The organism is Niveispirillum sp. FG148 (assembly GCF_057809655.1).
The window spans coordinates 72,418-90,990 of record NZ_JBMDKJ010000013.1; the positions used below are offsets into that span (position 1 = coordinate 72,418).

At 65.4% G+C, this 18,573-nt stretch carries 19 protein-coding genes; 7 read left to right on the top strand and 12 right to left on the bottom strand.

Features of this window, described 5'->3' with window-relative positions; genetic code table 11:
* Positions 1-25 precede the first annotated feature (25 nt).
* Complete coding sequence (locus tag ACODTW_RS15175) at positions 26-496, top strand: DUF1203 domain-containing protein (protein WP_488946871.1); 471 nt, start codon at positions 26-28, stop codon at positions 494-496.
* On the opposite strand, the gene amt is transcribed toward ACODTW_RS15175, so the two are convergent.
* Positions 497-2,635, bottom strand: a complete 2,139-nt coding sequence (amt, locus tag ACODTW_RS15180) for an ammonium transporter (protein ID WP_488946872.1) — start codon at positions 2,633-2,635, stop codon at positions 497-499.
* 240 nt (positions 2,636-2,875) lie between these two features.
* Between amt and ACODTW_RS15185 the strand changes: the two genes are divergently transcribed.
* Positions 2,876-3,295, top strand: coding sequence for a VOC family protein (locus tag ACODTW_RS15185; protein ID WP_488946873.1), 420 nt, complete (start codon positions 2,876-2,878; stop codon positions 3,293-3,295).
* Positions 3,296-3,346: 51 nt separating this feature from the next.
* Here ACODTW_RS15185 and ACODTW_RS15190 read toward each other — a convergent pair whose 3' ends face one another.
* Positions 3,347-3,979 carry an MSMEG_1061 family FMN-dependent PPOX-type flavoprotein gene (locus ACODTW_RS15190; RefSeq protein WP_488946874.1) on the bottom strand — a complete coding sequence of 211 codons (633 nt, stop codon included), beginning with the start codon at positions 3,977-3,979 and terminating at the stop codon, positions 3,347-3,349.
* A gap of 88 nt (positions 3,980-4,067) precedes the next feature.
* On the opposite strand from ACODTW_RS15190, the gene ACODTW_RS15195 reads away from it, so the two are divergent.
* Entirely contained in the window at positions 4,068-4,703 is a 636-nt protein-coding gene (locus tag ACODTW_RS15195; protein WP_488946875.1) for a TetR/AcrR family transcriptional regulator C-terminal domain-containing protein, read from the top strand.
* On the opposite strand, the gene panC is transcribed toward ACODTW_RS15195, so the two are convergent.
* From panC to ACODTW_RS15210, 3 genes are all read right to left on the bottom strand, one after another.
* Positions 4,704-5,543 (bottom strand): pantoate--beta-alanine ligase, encoded by an 840-nt coding sequence (gene panC, locus ACODTW_RS15200; RefSeq protein ID WP_488946877.1) that lies wholly within the window; start codon positions 5,541-5,543, stop codon positions 4,704-4,706.
* Positions 5,544-5,613: 70 nt separating this feature from the next.
* Positions 5,614-6,060, bottom strand: a complete 447-nt coding sequence (locus tag ACODTW_RS15205) for a nuclear transport factor 2 family protein (RefSeq protein ID WP_488946878.1) — start codon at positions 6,058-6,060, stop codon at positions 5,614-5,616.
* A 41-nt stretch (positions 6,061-6,101) separates the two neighbouring features.
* On the bottom strand, positions 6,102-6,860 hold the full coding sequence (locus tag ACODTW_RS15210) for an SDR family NAD(P)-dependent oxidoreductase (protein WP_488946879.1): 759 nt from the start codon (positions 6,858-6,860) through the stop codon (positions 6,102-6,104).
* Between the two features lie 267 nt (positions 6,861-7,127).
* Between ACODTW_RS15210 and ACODTW_RS15215 the strand changes: the two genes are divergently transcribed.
* Positions 7,128-7,478 (top strand): hypothetical protein, encoded by a 351-nt coding sequence (locus tag ACODTW_RS15215; RefSeq protein ID WP_488946881.1) that lies wholly within the window; start codon positions 7,128-7,130, stop codon positions 7,476-7,478.
* On the opposite strand, the gene ACODTW_RS15220 is transcribed toward ACODTW_RS15215, so the two are convergent.
* Both ACODTW_RS15220 and ACODTW_RS15225 read right to left on the bottom strand, forming a co-directional pair.
* Complete coding sequence (locus tag ACODTW_RS15220) at positions 7,375-8,988, bottom strand: cryptochrome/photolyase family protein (protein ID WP_488946882.1); 1,614 nt, start codon at positions 8,986-8,988, stop codon at positions 7,375-7,377. The genes ACODTW_RS15215 and ACODTW_RS15220 overlap by 104 nt on opposite strands.
* Positions 8,989-9,000: 12 nt before the next feature.
* Positions 9,001-9,717 carry a DUF6134 family protein gene (locus tag ACODTW_RS15225; RefSeq protein ID WP_488946883.1) on the bottom strand — a complete coding sequence of 239 codons (717 nt, stop codon included), beginning with the start codon at positions 9,715-9,717 and terminating at the stop codon, positions 9,001-9,003.
* 216 nt (positions 9,718-9,933) lie between these two features.
* Here ACODTW_RS15225 and ACODTW_RS15230 point away from each other — a divergent pair, with 216 nt between their 5' ends.
* Together ACODTW_RS15230 and ACODTW_RS15235 are read left to right on the top strand one after the other, a co-directional pair.
* Positions 9,934-10,434: a Fur family transcriptional regulator gene (locus ACODTW_RS15230; protein WP_488946884.1), complete on the top strand. Its 501-nt coding sequence runs from the start codon at positions 9,934-9,936 to the stop codon at positions 10,432-10,434.
* An 81-nt stretch (positions 10,435-10,515) separates the two neighbouring features.
* Positions 10,516-11,811 (top strand): CobW family GTP-binding protein, encoded by a 1,296-nt coding sequence (locus ACODTW_RS15235; RefSeq protein ID WP_488946885.1) that lies wholly within the window; start codon positions 10,516-10,518, stop codon positions 11,809-11,811.
* A gap of 190 nt (positions 11,812-12,001) precedes the next feature.
* On the opposite strand, the gene ACODTW_RS15240 is transcribed toward ACODTW_RS15235, so the two are convergent.
* A complete protein-coding gene (locus tag ACODTW_RS15240) occupies positions 12,002-13,231 on the bottom strand; it encodes an SLC13 family permease (protein WP_488946887.1) in 1,230 nt (409 codons plus the stop codon).
* A gap of 171 nt (positions 13,232-13,402) precedes the next feature.
* Between ACODTW_RS15240 and ACODTW_RS15245 the strand changes: the two genes are divergently transcribed.
* The gene (locus ACODTW_RS15245; RefSeq protein WP_488946888.1) at positions 13,403-13,750 is read left to right on the top strand and encodes a DUF3088 domain-containing protein; all 348 of its coding nucleotides are present in this window, start codon (positions 13,403-13,405) and stop codon (positions 13,748-13,750) included.
* 100 nt (positions 13,751-13,850) lie between these two features.
* Here the strand turns inward: ACODTW_RS15245 and eda are convergent, their stop codons facing one another.
* From eda to zwf, 4 genes are read right to left on the bottom strand one after another with little or no spacing between them, the layout of a single operon-like run.
* On the bottom strand, positions 13,851-14,480 hold the full coding sequence (gene eda, locus ACODTW_RS15250; protein WP_488946889.1) for a bifunctional 4-hydroxy-2-oxoglutarate aldolase/2-dehydro-3-deoxy-phosphogluconate aldolase: 630 nt from the start codon (positions 14,478-14,480) through the stop codon (positions 13,851-13,853).
* An 18-nt stretch (positions 14,481-14,498) separates the two neighbouring features.
* Positions 14,499-16,337, bottom strand: coding sequence for a phosphogluconate dehydratase (gene edd, locus ACODTW_RS15255; RefSeq protein WP_488946890.1), 1,839 nt, complete (start codon positions 16,335-16,337; stop codon positions 14,499-14,501).
* A 37-nt stretch (positions 16,338-16,374) separates the two neighbouring features.
* Positions 16,375-17,070, bottom strand: a complete 696-nt coding sequence (gene pgl / locus ACODTW_RS15260; protein ID WP_488946891.1) for a 6-phosphogluconolactonase — start codon at positions 17,068-17,070, stop codon at positions 16,375-16,377.
* Positions 17,063-18,529, bottom strand: coding sequence for a glucose-6-phosphate dehydrogenase (gene zwf, locus ACODTW_RS15265; RefSeq protein WP_488946892.1), 1,467 nt, complete (start codon positions 18,527-18,529; stop codon positions 17,063-17,065). Before zwf ends, pgl begins: the two co-directional genes overlap by 8 nt.
* Between the last annotated feature and the right edge of the window lie 44 nt (positions 18,530-18,573).

Below are 18,573 nucleotides of genomic sequence, written 5' to 3' on the forward strand. Positions count from 1 at the left end.
GCATCCCCGATGGAGCCATTCTGCCATGACCTATCGCGTCCTCGGCCTGTCCGCCGAACCGTTTGCCCCCCTGTCCGCCCTGGATGATGCCGCATTGGCCGCGCAGGGCATCCGCCGCGTGATCACACCGCCCAATGTAGGCTATCCCTGCCGCATCACCCTGACCGATGTGCCGGCCGGCACCCCGCTGCTGCTGCTGTCCTATGAACATCAGCCCGCCAACAGCCCGTACCGCGCCAGAGGCCCGATCTTCGTGTCCGAAGGGGTCACGCAAACGGCCAGCACCCAGGATCGCCTGCCGACGATGCTGGAGATCCGGCCGCTCTCCATCCGGGCCTATGATGCCGAAGGCATGATGGTGGATGCCGATGTCGTGCTGGATGGACGGGACGGTGACGCCCTGGTGCGTCGCCTGCTGGACAATCCGGCCGTGGATTACCTGCACATCCATCTGGCCAAGCGCGGCTGCTACGCCGCCAAGGTGGTCAGGGGATAGTCACCCCACCTTTCGATCCTTCCCTTCCGCCACCGACCGTTCGATGGTGCGGTCGATGGGGAAACGGATGAAAATGCTGGTACCTTTGCCCGGTGCGGTCTGGATGACCAGCGTTCCGTCATGCAGCCGCACCAGGGCATTGACCAGCGACAGGCCCAGGCCGGACCCGCCATGGCCCTTGGCCAGCCCGCCTTCCAGCTGGGTGAAGGGTTCCAGCGCCTTGTGGACCAGGGCGGGGTCCATGCCGATGCCCGTGTCGGCCACGGTCAGGCACAGGCGGCGATCCGGCTCCAGCGTGGCCGCCAGCCTCACCTTGCCGCCCGCGGGCGTGAACTTCACGGCATTGCCGACCAGGTTGATCAGAATCTGACGGATGGCCCGTTCGTCGGCCAGCAGCGCCGGTATGTCGGTGGATACTTCCAGGATCAGGCCCAGGCTGTTGCTTTCGGCCAGCGACAGCATCAACCGGTGTACACCGCGCAGCACACGGGCCAGATCCAGCGGCTGTTCGTTCAGCTGGAACTTCCCCGCCTCCAGCCGGGAGAAATCCAGCACATCATTGACCAGGGCCAGCAGGTGCTTGCCGCCATCATGGATGTCGCGCGCATGCTCCACATAATGCTGGTCGATGGGGCCATAGGCCTCGTCCGCAATCAGCTGGGAAAAGCCGATGACGGCGTTCAGCGGCGTGCGCAGCTCGTGGCTCATGGTCGCCAGGAACTGTGACTTGGCCAGATTGGAATTCTCTGCTTCCACCTTGGCCTTGCCCAGTTCCTCCAGCAGCAGGGAATGGCGCTGGATCTCCGCCGTCACCTTGTCGATGACGCGGTTATACTGGGCGGCGATCAGTTCCACATCCGATTGCGGCTCCACATGCACGGGCCGGTCGAACTTGCCCTCCTGGCGGTGACGCTCCATCTCCGCCGCCAGATCCAGCATGGGCGAGGTGGCGCCATGCTCGGCCACGTTCAGACCCAGCCGTTCCGCCTCCACATCGATGCGCAGCGGGAAGAAGCGGTTGATGGTGCGCAAAATCACATAGCCGGTGCCGAAGGTGAAGGCCCCGCAGGCCAGCACGCCCAGCCCCTGCACCTGCAATTGCTGCCAGCGGTCAAGGCCCGTACCGAACAGGCTGACATCGCCGAACAGGGCCACAGCCAGGGTGCCCCAGACACCGCCGAACAGATGCACCGGCACGGCGCCCACAGCATCGTCGATGCGCCAATGGTCCAGCAAAGCAGCCCCGCCGATGACCAGCACCCCACCCACCGCACCGATGATCGCCGCCGACCCGGTGCCGACCACCAGCGCGCAGGCGGTGATGCCGACCAGCCCGCCCAGGATGCCGTTGAGGAAATGTTCCACACTCGGTTTGGGGCCCAGCATGACGGACAGGAAATGTCCTGCCAGTCCACCGGTACAGCCGGCTACCACCGTGTTCAGCAGCACACCGGGCGCCTTGTCCAGGTCACCCAGCACCGATCCGCCATTGAAGCCCAGCCAGCCGAACCAGAGGACCAGCACGCCGGACGCCGCCATGGTCAGGTTGCTGCTGCCCAGCGTGCGGACACCGGCATCATAGCGCCCCGTACGCGGCCCGATGACCAGCACCGCCGCCAGTGACAACCAGCCGCCGACGGAATGGACCACAGTGGAACCGGCGAAATCAATGAAGCCCAGCGCCGACAGCCAGCCCTGGCTCTGCGGCCCCGCCATACCGCCCCACGCCCAGTGGCCGAAGATCGGATAGATGACAGCCGACAGCAGGGCCGACACGATGATGTAGCTGCCATAGCCCATGCGTTCGGCCACGGCACCCGACACGATGGTGGTGGCGGTGCCGCAGAACATCATCTGGAAAAGGATGAAAACCAGCGGGGTGGCGGGATCCAGATGGTCGGGCATGAACCCGTCGATCCCGATCACCCCCATCCAGCTGGGCCCGAACATCAGGGCATAGCCGAACAGCCAGAACAGGAAGCCGGCAATGCAGAAATCCATCACATTCTTGATGGCGACATTGATGGAGTTCTTGGCGCGGACAAAGCCGACTTCCAGCAGACAGAATCCCAACTGCATGGCGAAGACCAGTGCCGTCGCCGTCAGGACCCAGAGATGGACTACCGGATCACTTGTCATCCACGTCCCCGCCGAAGCCCCCCGGACCCTGTCGGGGAAACCTTCGGAAATAATGGCAGTGTTTATTGCTTGCTCTCGCTAACAACCATGCCATCACGGATTTTGCTGCATTGCAATCGAACTTTGCAGACGTCCGTGCGGGGAAGCATGTTTGCATTTGCATGCCGGGGCTGGGATATGCGACCCCTGCCCCCCATCTGATGTCGCATCCCTATCGCCCAAGCCATTGGAACCGTTCAGATGAAATACCTGCATACGATGGTCCGCGTGACCGACCTGGAGCAATCGCTGGACTTCTACTGCAACAAGCTGGGATTGAAGGAGACCCGGCGCATGGAAAATCAGGCCGGGCGCTTCACCCTGGTCTATCTGGCTGCCGACGAGACGCCGGACGCAGAGGTCGAGCTGACCTATAACTGGGACCCCGAGGTCTATACGGGCGGGCGCAATTTCGGGCACCTGGCCTTCCAGGTGGACGATATCTATGCCGTCTGCCAGTCGCTGATGGACAAGGGCGTCACCATCAACCGCCCGCCGCGCGACGGCTACATGGCCTTCGTCCGCTCCCCCGACAATATCTCGATCGAACTGTTGCAGAAGGGGGGCGCCCTGCCCCGGCAGGAACCCTGGGCCAGCATGCCCAGCACCGGCGCGTGGTAACTGATTGTCGCCATGGGCGCCCCGTCCGGTAAGTACCGGGGCGCCCATGGGTCAGTACAGATCGTCTTTCAGGGCACGCTGATAGTCGGCGTCTATGGCGTCGGCAGAGACATCCGTCATGCCCGATTGTTCGCGAATGATTGTGCCGACTGATGGCAGCGGCGACGGTTGCCAGCCCTCCGGCTGCCACAGCGACGACCGCCGCAGGGCCTTTCCACAATGGAAGTAGGCTTCCTGCACGGCCACCAGGATGACCAGCTTCGGCGACCGCCCGTGGTCGGCGAAGCGTTGCAGCAGATCAGTCCGTCGCGACAGCGTCGCCGTGCCATTCACACGCAGAAAGGCATCCACATGCGGCACCAGGAAGACCAGGCCGCACCGCCCGTCCCCGCACAGGATGTTGGTGATGCTTTCCAGCTTGTTATTGCCGGGCCAATCCGGAATCACGACATGCCCGCTGTCCAGGACCTGGACAAAGCCGGGTTCGCCGCCGCGCGGTGAATTGTCCAGCCCGTCGGCCACCCCCGTGGCGATGAAGACCAGGGGCGAGGCGGCGATATAACGCGCCATATGCGCGTCCAGCCGCGGGAATTTCAGCCGCGTCACCCGTTCCGCCGGCATGTCATAGAGCTGTCGCAGGGCTTCCAGACTGTCCACCCGGTCAGCGTCAAAGGGCGTCTGCATGGCATGGCTCCCATCCATCAATCTAACACCGTTAGATAGACTAACGATGTTAGATTGACAAGGCGATTAACGATGGGGATCGGGTTCAGTGCGGATCACGCGGGAGCAGGTGGCCGACACGGCACTGGCATTGCTGGATGAAGTGGGGCTGGAGGGGCTGACCATGCGGCGGCTGGCGCAGGCGTTGAACATTCAGGCCCCGTCGCTCTACTGGCACTTTGCCAGCAAGGAAGCGCTGATCGACCATCTGGCCGATCGGCTGCTGGATAGGGTGGCCACCGGCATCGACACGGGCGCCCCCTGGCAGGCACAGGTCGAACAGGTGGCCCGGCAATTGCGCCAGGGGCTGCTGTCACGTCGCGACGGGGCGCGGCTTTACGCCGGGACCTATATCGTCACGCCCAACATCATGCGGATCAATGACCGGCTGATGGGCGCCCTGATTGCCGCCGGGCTGCCGGACCGGGAAGCGGTCTGGGCCAATTTCGCCCTGTTCTATTACGTGATCGGCTTTGCCATCGAAGAACAGGGGCTGATGGATGGCACCGGAGCCCTCGCGGTGGACCTGTCAGCGCTGGAAGCCCGCTTCGCCGAGGCGGCGGGGGCCGGGTATCCGCGCCTGCTGTCCATGATGGGCAGCATCTTCGACACCGACATTGAGGCGCGGTTCCAGTTCGGCCTGGATATCCTGCTGGCCGGGCTGGCCCGGCGGGCGGCGGGCTGATCAGACCGGCATGTTATCAAGAAGCCGGACCGCACCCAGCCGGGCCGTGCAGATCAGGCGGCCCCGGCCGGGCCGTTCCAGCGGTTCCAGCGTGGCGGCGTCGACAAAGGCCAGATAATCGACCGCCGTGAAGCCGGCGGCCAGCACAGCGGCCGTCGCCTGTTCCAGCACCGGTCCCGGTGCCGCCCCCGCGGCCAGGCTGGCAACGACATCCCGCATGATGCGGTTCAACTGCCCCGCCACCTGCCGCTGTTCAGGCGACAGATAGGCATTGCGCGATGACAGGGCCAGACCATCAGCCTCGCGCACCGTCGGTACGCCTTCGATGGCAACAGGGATATCCAGGTCGCGCACCAGTTGCCGGATGGTGCAAAGCTGCTGGTAATCCTTTTCCCCGAAGCAGGCGACATCGGCGCCGGCCTGCAGCAGCAGCTTGGTCACCACCGTCGCCACACCCTGAAAATGGCCGGGACGGAACGCCCCTTCCCAGCGTCGGGTCACGGGGCCGACATCGATGGCCGTGCTGAAGCCCGCGGGATACATGACATCGACCGTCGGCGCGAACAGCAGGTCGCAGCCCGCGGACGCCAGCTTGGCCGCATCCCCGGCCTCATCCCGCGGATAGCGGGCGAAATCCTCGTTCGGGCCAAACTGGGTGGGGTTGACGAAGACGGTGGCGATGACGCGGTCGGCCAGTTCCCGGCCCCGACGCACCAGCGTCAGATGCCCGTCATGCAGGGCACCCATGGTCGGCACCAGTGCCACGCGCAGCCCCTGGCTTTTCCAGGCAGAAACCTGCGCGCGCAGGTCGGCGACGGTGCGGACGATGGGCAGGCTCATGGATGGCGGCTCCGATCCGGGGACAAGACAGGACCACGGACGTATGCATTCGGGGTCCCGTCCGCAAGCGCTAATCCGCCATATGGGCCTTGATCTTGCGCAGCACCCAGCCCAGCACGGGCAGCTTTGCATAAAACTGCTCGGCCGCGTCCCAATGATCGATATGGCTGGTGACATGGCCCGCCAGATCGAACCGCACCTCCGACATGCCCTCGATCGTGCTGGGCCGCGGCTGGCCTCTGGAGCGGAAAACGAAGCCCCAGCGCAGATAGGCCGTCTGTTCCGACAGGGCATGGTCGCGCACGATGAACCGTGGCTGTTCCAGCATCTCGAACATGCGGGCAAACACGGCCTTCATGCGGTCGCGCGATTTGAAATCGTTGAACGGGTCTTTGAAATGCACGTCGGGCACGGCCAGCCGGTCCAGCCGCGACAGCGTCTCCGGCCGCAATTCCTGGAAAAAGCGGATATAGGCGGCCAGCGCCTGATCCACCGGGACCTGTCCATTGACCGACATGGATACGCGTTCCAACCCGTTGCGCCCCGCCGCCCCCACCCTCACTTGGGCACGGTGCGTCGGACCAGCATGAAATACAGCGCATCGGGAAACCGGCGCAACAGCAGAAGCGGCCAGGTGAACCGTCGCGGGAAAGTAATCTGGAAACTGCTACTTTTCAACGATGCCACCAGCCGTGCCGCCGCCCGTTCCACCGGCATCAGGAAGGGCATGGGAAATTTGTTCTTGTCGGTCAGCGGCGTCTTGATGAAACCGGGGCAGACCAGTTGAACCTTGATGCCGTAGCGTTCGACATCCAGCTTCAGGCTTTCCGCCAGATTGTTCAGCGCTGCCTTGGATGCGCCATAGGAAAGCGAGCGTGGCAGGCCGCGATATCCCGCCACGCTGGACACAATGACCAGATGGCCCAACCCACGCGCCATCATGCCGGGCAGGATGGCGGCCAGCGAATTGACCACCCCCATCAGGTTCACATCGATGGTCCGGGCGAAGACCGCCGGGTCCAGATCCCTGGCCTGATCGGGCTGATAGGTGCCGGCATTCAGCACGGCCAGCACCACCGGACCATGCGCAGCCAGCGCCGCCTTCACCCCCGCGGCATCGGTCACATCCAGCGGTTCGGGGATGATCCGGCCCGGCCCGGGGGCCTGCCGGGCGATGTCGGCCAGCGACTCGGCACGGCGCGCACTGGCCAGCACGGTCCAGCCCTCGGCCGCCAACGCCAGGGCCACATGCTGCCCGATACCGCTGGAGGCACCGGTGACCCAGGCCAGGCCGTCGGACGGGGTGGGGGTGCGCATGGACAGGTGCTCCGGATCGTCGAGGGGACGGATCAGGAATTATGCCGACAGCCGGCCAGGAAAAGGGGGGACATAAAAAGAAGCCAGCCGATCAAAGGCTTGATGGGCATAACCGGGGTTCCGGAGCGGCTTTTTTGATGATGGCAGAATAAGCGATGGCGGGTTGAAACACAAGCGAAAACCACACAGATCACACTGTTGTTTTATGAGCTGGTGTCCGCGCGCCGGTTCCCCTTCCCCTCTGATCCCGGAGTAATCGGGGAGGGGATGATGAATACCGTCCTGCCACGCGGCCAATGGCTGAAGCTGGTCCGCATTCTGGGCATGCTGGGGTCGGATCAGGCGGGGGAACGGGCCAGCGCCGCCCTGGCCGCGCATCGGCTGGTCAGGGCATTGGGCGCGGACTGGGCGACATTGCTGGCCCCACGCACCCTGGGCCCGGCGGAGCGGCGGCAGCCCCGCGGGCCCTTCCGCGACGCCTTCCACGACCCCCAGGCCGCCGCCCGATCCCGCATCAACCAGTTGTCCCAGGATGTGCAGCGGCTGGAGGCGGAGGTGGCGCGCCTGCGTCGACTTCTGAATGACCGGCGGGAGCGGTTGGTGCCAGGCCCGCGATGAAGCCGGCCGCCTGCGCGCGGATGGCGGACAGTTTGTCCGGGTCCATCCGATCCAGCCCCTTGTAGATCAGGCCCATGCGGGGATTGCCGCGCAGTCTGTCGGCATTTTCGGCGATGAAATTCCAATAGAGGAAGTTGAAGGGGCAGGCCTCCTTGCCCACCGTTTCCTTCACATCAAAGGCGCAGCGGCCGCAATGATCCGACATGCGCTGGATATATTTGCCGCTGGCCGCATAGGGCTTGCTGCCCAGATAGCCACCATCGGCATGCATCACCATGCCATGGACATTGGGCAGTTCCACCCAGTCATAGGCATCGGCATAGACGGCCAGATACCATTCCTCGATCTGCGCCGGCTCCACCCCCAGCAGCAGGGCGAAATTGCCCGTCACCATCAGGCGCTGGATATGGTGGGCATAGGCCGTGCGTTCCGTCTGGCCGATGGCCTGCGACAGGCAGCGCATGGGGGTGCGGCCGGTCCAGTAGAAATCGGGCAGCGGCCGGTGGGCCGCCAGGGCGTTGGTTTCCGCGTACGCCGGCATTTTCAGCCAATAAATGCCGCGCACATATTCGCGCCAGCCCAGGATCTGGCGGATGAAGCCCTCCACGGCGTTCAGCGGCGCCCTTCCCGCCCGCCATTCCGCCTCCACCGCCGCCACCACGGCGCGGGGCGACAGCAGCCCGGCATTCAGGTAGGGGGACAGCACGGAATGGAACAGCGTCTCCTGCCCTTCCGCCATGGCGTCCTGATAGTCCCCGAACAGGGGCAGGCCATGGCGCAGGAAGTGGGCCAGCGCCCGCTCCGCGCCCGCCGCCGTGACCGCATAGGCGAACCCGTCCAGCCGGCCGAAATGGTGGCTGAACCGGTTAGCGACCAGGGCCAGGACGTCCGCCGTGATGGCGTCCGGCGGCTCCTGAAACGGCGGGGGGATTTTCAGGCCCCTGGGCACGGGCTTGCGGTTGTCGGCATCGAAGTTCCACTGCCCGCCTTCCGGCTTTCCATCCGGCGTCAGCAGCACGCCATGGTCGCGCCGCATCTCCCGATAGAAGAATTCCATGCGCAGTTGCCGCCGGTCCCCGGCCCAGGCGCGGAAGCGCGCGATGGAACAGAAGAAGCGGTCATCCTCCTTCACCTCCAAATCCACGGGCAGTTCGCGCTGCCACTGCCGCATCTGTTTCCAGACACGCCATTCGCCGGGAAAGGTGGTGACAACACGATCCGGCCGGTGTCGGTCCACGGCCCGCACCAGTTCCCCGCCCAGCGTGCCGCTATTGTCGGGATCGTCCAGGCGGACATAGTCCACGGCCACGCCATCCGCCCGCAATTCCTCGGCGAAATGGCGCATGGCGCTGAACAGGAAGGCGATCTTCTGCGGGTGATGGGGGACATAGGTCGCCTCCGCCATCACCTCTGCGATCAGGACCCGGTCCTGGGTCTTGTCCAGCCCGCGAAGGCTGGAAAGGTCACGGGATAGCTGGTCGCCAAGGACCAGGCGCAGGGTGCCGGGCATCGGGAATGATCGTCAGCGTGGCGCCTCGGCCGCCTGCAAGGGCACCGAGGGCGGGATGGCGGGGACGTCCAGCACATAATTGACCGACTGACCCTTGGCCTTGAAGGAAAGCGCCACCCAACGCTGATCGCCTTCATACCATAGCTCGATCCGGTCGGTCTTGCCGGGCGGGTTGGACAGGATGTTGATCGTGTGATGACGGGCCTGGATGGGGCCGGCGGCGGTATCCACCACCTCCTCCCCGCGATCATCGATGCGCACATCCATGACCAGACCGCGCTGCGTGTCCAGCAGGCGGGTGGCGTTGATCGTCGCCGGGTTCCAATAGCTGGTGGGGATGATGTCGGCGGGCGCCAGGAAGGAGCCGCCGCTGCCGTCCACCTGGAACCCGTCATCGGTGGCCCGGCCGCGCACCCAGTAGGCATCGCCATCATCATCGGTGCGCGTATCCAGCTCCATCAGCCGCCCGGCCTGCCAGACCTCCCGGTTGACATGGTGGTAGCTGTAGGCCTGGACGAAGGCGAGTGTGACCTCCAGCCGGATCTCCTTCTCCACGATCAACCGATCGCCATCGCGGGTGAAGCGGACACGGTGGCTGCCCAGCGGGCTGTCATTTTTTCGGAACACGGAAAAGCTCAACGCGTCGCCCGACGGAAGGGTCAGGGCGGCAGACGGCAGCAATATCGACAGGATGGCCGCAGCAGCCAGGGCAAGACGGCGGATAGGCATGGCGTGTCCTCCGTTATGCGATTTTGTCGCACTCTATCCCGAATCCGGCCAGGGCACAGCCCTGCCTTAAGGCTTCCGTCGTCGCCGGCTGCATTCGCCACCAAGGGCGGGGTGGGAAATAGCGCGCCGCCTTCCCATGTCCAGGGGGCGGGATAATCCGCTTCCGGCGGGGCGTGACTGCCCCTACACTCCGCCCGCGCAGACAGCGGACACGCCATGGACCATCACCACGCCCACGACCATTCACACCACGACCACGCGCCCCGCCACGACCATGGCAGTTGCGTGAAGGATGCGCTGGCACGGGCCGATGCCCTGTGCGCGGAACGTGGCGTGCGCCTGACGGCACAGCGGGCCCGGGTGCTGGAACTGGTCTGGTCCAGCCACAAGCCGCGCGGCGCCTATGCCATCCTGGAAGACCTGTCGGCCGACGGAAAGCGCGTGGCGCCGCTGACCGTCTATCGTGCCCTGGACTTCCTGCTGGAACAGGGTCTGATCCACCGGATCGAAAGCCAGAACGCCTTTGTCGGCTGTCCGGATCCCGGCACGGCCCATACGGGCCAATTCCTGGTCTGCACCTGCTGCGGGGAGGCGACGGAACTGACCGACCCGCGCATTGCCGCCATCATTGCCGAAAGTGCAACCGACCGCGGCTTCACCATCACCCGCCAGACGGTGGAGGTATCGGGCATCTGCCCCGCCTGCCGCGACCATTGACGAGCGGGCCCTGCACGCCCCACATCTTTCCCCATGAAAGCCGGCTACCGGCCCCACCCCATGTTTTCAGGGAACCGACCCTTGTCCACGCAACAGACCCCGCCCAGCCCGCCGCCCCGCCTGCCCATTTCCGTCCTGACGGGCTTTCTGGGCAGCGGCAAGACCACGCTGCTGTCGCGCCTGATCCGCGATCCGGCCATGGTGCGCACGGCCGTCATCATCAATGAATTCGGCGAGGTCGGCCTGGACCATCTGCTGGTCGAAAAGGCCGACGAGAACACGGTGCTGATGGATAGCGGCTGCCTGTGCTGCACCATCCGCTCCGATCTGGCCGACACGCTGCGCGACCTCTACATGAAGCGCCTGCGCGGCGACATTCCCGAATTCGACCGCGTGGTGATCGAGACGACGGGCCTGGCCGACCCGGCCCCCATCCTGCACACGCTGATGACGGACCCGCTGATTGCGTCGCGCTTCCGCCTGGATGGCGTGGTGTCAACCATTGACAGCGTCCACGGCATGAAGCAGTTGGACGAGCATGAGGAAAGCCTGAAGCAGGCCGCCGTTGCCGACCGCGTCGTGCTGACCAAGACCGACATCGCCGACCCGGCGGCAGTGGAGGCCCTGCGCCGCCGCCTGCACGACCTGAATCCCGGTGCCGTGCATGTCGACGCGCAGAAGGACCAGCAGCTGCCGGTTCTGCTGTTCGATGCGGGCCTCTACAACCCGGCCACCAAGTCGCTGGACGTGCAGCGCTGGTTGAAGGCCGAGGCCTATGAGGGGGGTGACGATCACCACCACCATGATCATGACCACGACCATTGCGACCATGACCATGGGCACTGCACCCATGACCATCATGAACATGGGCACGCGCATGACCACGAGCATTGCGACCACGACCATGGTCACTGCGAGCATGATCACGGGCATGAGCATGCGCATGCGCACGAGGATCACAGCCACTGCGATCACGATCATGGCCATTGCGACCATGATCATGGGCATGGGCATGGGCATGGCCACGGTCACCACCACCATGATGTGAACCGTCACAATGACAAGATTTCGTCTTTCGTGATCCGCACGGACAAGCCCCTGCCCTGGGACAATCTGGTCACCTTCTTTGAAACGGTGGCCAAGGCGCAGGGCGACAATATCCTGCGCGTAAAGGGCCTGCTGAATGTCGAGGAGGCGGAGCGCCCCATCGTCATCCACGGCGTGCAGCACCTGTTCCACCCGCCCGTGCAACTGGACGCCTGGCCGACGGACGACCACAGCACCCGCATCGTCTTCATCGTCAAGGACCTGAAGCGCGAAACGGTGCAGGACCTGTTCGACACGGTGATGCAAACCAAGAGCGAGTGGGCGGAGTAAGGGGATCTGTCAGGTTCATCCTGAACCGACCTTTTTCCGTCATCCCGGCGCAAGCCGGGACCCAGGGGCCAAAAGCCCGACCTTTCAGCCATTTTGGTGCACGCAGCGTCAACGGTTGATCCTGTGGCCCCTGGGTCCCGGCTTGCGCCGGGATGACGGGAGAGGGCGCATACCTTAAGCTGATTGCCCCCTACATCCCCGCATAGCCCACGCCCCACAGCCAGCCGATGGCGAGCGCCAGAGAGGCGAGCGTCATCGGCACGCCGCACCTTGCATGGTCGGCAAAGGACAGGGTGATGCCGTTGGCGGCCGCGCGCTCCACCACGATCAGGTTGGCCAGACTGCCCAGCAGCAGCAGATTGCCGGCCAGGGTAGACAGCACGGCCAGGGCGTAAAGCGCCCCTTCCGGCGGGCTGGGCCAGACCTGCATCAGCAGCAGCACGGCCGGCACATTGCCGATGCTGTTGCTGGCCGCCAGTGACAGCGGCGCCAGCACCGACAGCCGGTCCAGCGGCAGCCCGCTGGCCGCCAGCCCCGCCACCACCTCGCCCGGAATGCCTGTGCGAGCCAGGGCCGCCGTCACCACGAACAGGGCGGCAAACAGCACCAGCAGGTGCCAGTCGACCAGCCCCAGCATGCGCCGGCTGGCAAAGCGGCGGCTGACCAGCATGGCGGCCGCCACGGCCAGCACCCCTTCCTCCTGCGGCAAAGGCAGCGCAAACAGGATCAGCAGGGCCGCCGTGGCAAACAGCGCCTTGCGCAGATGCCACAAATCCAGATCGGGCGGGGCCAGCGGCAGCGGCGGGGCATCGGGCACTTCCAACCGGCCGCGCCAGACCCAGGCGACGGTGGCGAAGACGCAGCCCATGCCCAGCAGGGCCGGCACGCCACAAGCCGCCAGGAAGGGCCAGAAATCCAGATGGCCCATCTGTCCGATCAGGATGTTCTGCGGATTGCCGATGATGGTGGCCGCCGACCCGGCATTGGCGGCCCCGGCCAGCGCGATCAGATAGGGCCGCGCATCCAGCCCCCGCGCCGTCAACCCGGCGCACAGCAGGGGCGTCATGGCGAAAACGACGACATCATTGGCCAGGATGGCAGACAGCCCGCCGCCCACGGCCACCACCAGCCCCAGCAGCGCCACGGGGCTGTAGGCAGCCTGCGCCAGCCGCACAGCGCACCAGCCATAGAATCCCGCCAGTTCAAACTGCGCCGACAGGATCATCAGGCCCAGCAGGATGAACAGGGTGGGGTAGTCGATGGAGGCCGCCAGCGCCCCGTGCGGCATGGCCCCAGCCAGCGCCAGCACGACGGCGCCCAGCAGGGCAATGCCCGTGCGGTCGATCTGCAACCCCGGAAAACGGCCCAGCGCCATGCCCAGATAGACCAGCACGAAAACGGCAAGGATCAGCAGGGTCATGGGTTTGGGGCCGACAGCGGTGACGGGATGCTATCGACCTACAACGCGGGACGGCGCGGGGCCAGCGGTTTTGGTGAGCGATGCCGTGCGTGACGGGGCGCACTGAAGATGCGACGGCCGCGAAATAGCGTTACTGTCCCCGTCAATCCTTCTCAGCCGCACGGACATGCCATGGCCCGCGACATCCTTTATTTGCTGCCCGCCGATTTCCCCGACGCCAAATATCCCGGCCAGCGCTTCTATTGCGCCGACTGCCTGTTCATGGAAGGCATCCTGGCCTGCTTCCCGGAATTGCTGACCCGGATCGAGGTGCGGCGGGCCGACTTCCCCCGCCCCCGCACAGAGGTCGTGGCGCTGGTGGGTGAGGCGAACCAGGGCCTGCCGCTGCTGATCTTCGGCGATGATGCCGATGATGGACTGGAGACGGGCCGGCACGGGGATCTGCGCTTTGCCGGCGACCGGCTGTCGATCATGAAGGCCCTGGCTGCCCGCCACGGCATCCCCCTGCCGCACCCGTAAACTTGAAAAAAGGAGGGCGGTTGGAATGAACCAACCGCCCACAAGGTCGATCGCCGTGAAATGACCGGACAACGGCGATCGTAGAGGACCGGAAAAACGGTTAGCCGCGGCGCATGGCCGCCGCTTCGCGGGCAAGCTGTGTGATGGCGGCCCAGTTGCCGTCCTTCACCAGCTTGGCCGGCGTGACCCAGGACCCGCCGACGCAGACGACATTGGGCAGGGAAAGGAAATCGGGAGCCGTGGTCGCGGAGATGCCGCCCGTCGGGCAGAACTTGATCTTCGACAAGGGCGAGGACACGGCCTTCAGCATGTCGATGCCGCCCACCACCGTGGCCGGGAACAGCTTCTGGTAATGGATGCCGCGCGACAGCAGGTACATCATCTCTGCCGGGGTGGCGACGCCCGGCAGATAAGGGATGCCGCTGTCCAGGATGGCATCCACCAGTTCCGGATAGGCGCCGGGGCTGACGATGAACTTGGCGCCGGCATCGGCCACATCCTTCACCTGCGCCTTGTCGATGACCGTACCGGCCCCGACGACGGCACCCGGCACCTTGGCCATGGCGGCGATGGCGTCCAGGGCAGCGGGCGACCGCAAGGTCACCTCCAGCACCGGCAGGCCGCCGGCGATCAGGGCCTGGGCCAGCGGCACGGCATCTTCTGGACGGTCGATGATGATGACCGGAATGACCGGGGCGAGGCTGGTGATGTGGGCGATATCCATGCTCATCGTATCAATCCGGTCAGGTCAGGCCTTGGTGGTGGAAAGGGGGGCGGCGAAGCAGGAGGCACCCTGCTCCGCGCCGGTGGCGGATGCCCGGAAGGCACCGAACAGGTTGCGGCCCATGCCCCATTCATTGCCCGACAGGTCGGGCACCGTGATGGTGCGGGCGGCGAATTCAGCGGCGTCGACCAGCACGTTCAGTTCGCCGGTCTCGGCATCCAGACGGATGATGTCGCCGTCCTGGACCTTGGCCAGCGGGCCGCCGGCCAGGCATTCCGGCGTGATGTGGATGGCGGCCGGCACCTTGCCCGACGCACCCGACATACGGCCATCGGTGACCAGCGCCACCTTGAAGCCCTTGTCCTGCAACACACCCAGGCCCGGCGTCAGCTTGTGCAGTTCCGGCATGCCATTGGCACGCGGCCCCTGGAAGCGGACAACGGCGACCACGTCGCGGTTCAGCGTGCCCGCCTTGAAGGCTGCCTGCAGATCATCCTGGCTGTCGAACACGGCGGCCGGCGCCTCAATCACGCGGTGTTCCGGCTTCACGGCCGACACCTTGATGATGCCACGGCCCAGATTGCCGGACAGAAGCCGCATGCCGCCCGTGCTGTCGAACGGGTCGGCCACGGGGCGCAGCACCTTGGTATCGGCACTTTCCGTCACGCCGGGCCGCCAGGTGGCGGCGCCGTGATTGTCCAGGAAGGCGTCCTGGCGATAGGCGTCCAGACCGTCGCCGGCCACCGTCTTCACATCCCCATGCAGCAGCCCGGCATCCAGCAGTTCGGAGATGACAAACGGCATGCCGCCAGCGGCGTGGAAATGGTTCACATCCGCGACGCCGTTGGGATAGACACGGGCCAGCAGCGGCACGGTGGACGACAGGTCGCTGAAATCCTGCCAGTCGATCTGGATGCCCGCGGCGGCGGCCATGGCGACCAGATGGATGGCATGGTTGGTCGATCCGCCCGTCGCCATCAGGCCGATGATGGCATTCACGATCGCCTTTTCATCGACGATGTCGCAGATGGGCGTGTAATCGTCGCCCAGCGCCGTGATCTTGGCGGCCCGTTCGGCGGCGGCCACGGTCAGCGCGTCGCGCAGCGGCGTGTTGGGGTTGACGAAGCTGGAGCCGGGCAGATGCAGGCCCATGATCTCCATCATCATCTGGTTGGAATTGGCCGTGCCGTAGAAGGTGCAGGTGCCGGGCCCGTGATAGCTCTGCGACTCCGCCTCCAGCAGCGCGTCGCGGCCAAGCTTGCCCTCGGCATAAAGCTGGCGGACCTTGGCCTTCTCCGGGTTGGACAGGCCCGATGTCATGGGGCCCGCCGGCACAAAGACGGCCGGCAGATGGCCAAAGGACAGGGCGCCGATGAACAGGCCCGGCACGATCTTGTCACAGACCCCCAGATACAGCGCACCGTCGAACATATTGTGCGACAGGGCGATGGCCGTCGACATGGCGATGACATCGCGGGAGAACAGCGACAGTTCCATGCCCGGCTGGCCCTGGGTGACGCCGTCGCACATGGCGGGCACGCCACCGGCAAACTGCGCCACCGCACCCACCTTGCGCACGGCGTCCTTGATCAGCGCCGGATAGCGTTCCAGCGGCTGATGCGCCGACAGCATGTCGTTATAGGCCGACACGATGGCGATGTTCGGCTCCGCCCCCGACTTCAGCTTGGCCTTGTCATCGGCCGCACAGGCGGCAAAGCCATGGGCCAGGTTGCCACAGGCCAGCGTCCCGCGGCGCGGGCCCTTGCCGGCGGCCGCGCGGGTCTGTTCCAGGTACTTGGACCGGGTGGCGGCACTGCGGCCGATAATCCGGTCGGTGACGCGGCGGATGGCGTCCTGTGTCATGGCAAAATTCCTCCTTCAGGGGCACCCTTGGCGGGGATCAGGGCGCCCACCAGATGGAAACGGGGACATCGTGCTGATGCAGGACGGAACGGACAGGGGCCGCTTCAACCGCCCCCGGCTTCAACGCCGCCTCCAGCACCGATTTTTTCTTGTCGCCCGTGATCAGCAGGGCGATTTCGGCCGACCGCAGCAGTTCCGGCAGCGTCAGGGTGATGCGCGCGGGCACGCCCCCGGCCGGCGTCACCGCCGCCACGGATAGGCCCAACGACCCTGACAACGCTTCTGCCAAGCCTTCGGCGCCGGGGAAGAAGCTGGCCGTGTGGCTGTCCTCTCCCATGCCCAGCAGCACCAGATCATAGGGACGCGGCATGGTGGCCAGCCGGCTGCTGGTGCGGGCCAGGCCATCGGCCGGCGTTGCACCAACGCTTTTCAGCCCCACTACCGTGGCGCCCTTGGCGACGGCGGTGGATAGCGTGCGGCGGACCATGGCCTCGTTGCTGGCCGGATCGTCCAGATCGACCCAGCGCTCGTCCGACAGGGTCAGATAGACCTTGTCCCAGGGCAGGTCATAGCCATCCAGACGCGCAAACAGATCGGCCGGCGTCGTGCCACCGGACAGGACCAGCGAAGCCTTGCCGCGTGCCGCCACCGCAGCGCGGATGATCGCCGCGATATGGTCGGCCAGGGCGACGACCAGCGCCGGCTTGTCGGCGTGGACCTTCAGGTCATTCATATTCGGCATCGTGCCACCGGCGATCATCGCGGGCCAGCAGCAGGGCGGCCGACAGCGGGCCCCAGCTTCCGCCCGGATAGGGTTCAGCCACCTGATCGGTGTCGATCCAGCCCTTCTGGATCGTGTCGATCCAGGCCCAGGCGGCGTCCACCTCGTCCCGGCGCATGAACAGGGAGGGGTTGCCCCGCACCGTGTCCATCAGCAGCCGTTCATAGGCGTCGGGATAGCGGTCCTTGAACGTCTCCGCGTAAGACAGGTTCAGCGGCACGGAGCGTAGGCGCAGGCCACCCGGACCCGGCACCTTGGTCATGATCTGCAGGTTCATGCCTTCGTCAGGCTGCAACCGGATGACCAGCCGGTTGGCCGTCAGTTCCCCCGCCCCCTTGCCGAACACATTATGCGGCACGGCCTTGAACTGGATGACGATTTCGGAATAGCGGGTGGGCATGCGCTTGCCCGTGCGCAAGTAAAACGGCACCCCGCCCCAACGCCAGTTCTCCACCTCCGCCTTGATGGCGACGAAGGTTTCAGTGTTGGAGGAAGCGCCCAGTTCGTCGGCATAACCGGGGACCGTCTTGCCCTCGATCGCACCCTGGCGGTACTGGCCGCGGACGGTGCGGGACTTCACATCCTGGGCCGTGATCGGGCGCAGGGCGCGCAGCACCTTGATCTTTTCGTTGCGGATCATGTCCTCCGTCAGCGACGACGGCGGTTCCATGGCCACCAGACACAAGAGCTGCAGGAAATGGTTCTGCACCATGTCACGCAGGGCGCCGGCCTTATCGTAATATTCGGCGCGGCCTTCCACGCCCACCTTCTCCGCCACCGTGATCTGCACATGGTCGATGAAGGCGGCACTCCACAGCGGCTCGAACAGGGCGTTGCCGAAGCGCAGCACCATCAGGTTCTGCACCGACTCCTTGCCCAGATAATGGTCGATGCGGAAAATCTGGTCTTCGCGGAAGATCGCGCCGACCTCGTCATTCACGGCATTGGCCGAGGCACGGTCCTTGCCGATCGGCTTTTCCAGGACGACGCGCGTCTTGGGGCAGATCAGGCCCGCTTCCTTGATGTTGCGGCAGATGGCGCCGAACAGCACCGGCGACGTGGCCAGATAGAAGACGCGCGCCTTGTCCCCGCCATCCTTCAAGGCCTCGGCCAGCAGCGGCCAATTGCCGGCCGGCTTGGTCGCGTCCAGCGCCACATAGGTGATGCGGCCCAGGAACCGCGACAGGATGGCAGCATCGATATCGTCGGCCGGAACGAACTGATCCAGGGCCTTGGCAATCTGGGCCCGGAACTGTTCCGTCCCCTGATCGGTGCGGGAAACGCCGATGATGCGGCTGTCGTCGGTCAGCTGATGGTCGCGCTCCCGGTAGTAGAGCGCCGGCATCAGCTTGCGCAGGGCGAGGTCGCCCGTGCCGCCGAAAACGACATAGTCGAAAGGATTAACCTGCATCACTTCAGCCATGGCACCCGGCCCGCCCGTTTCTTGATTACAGC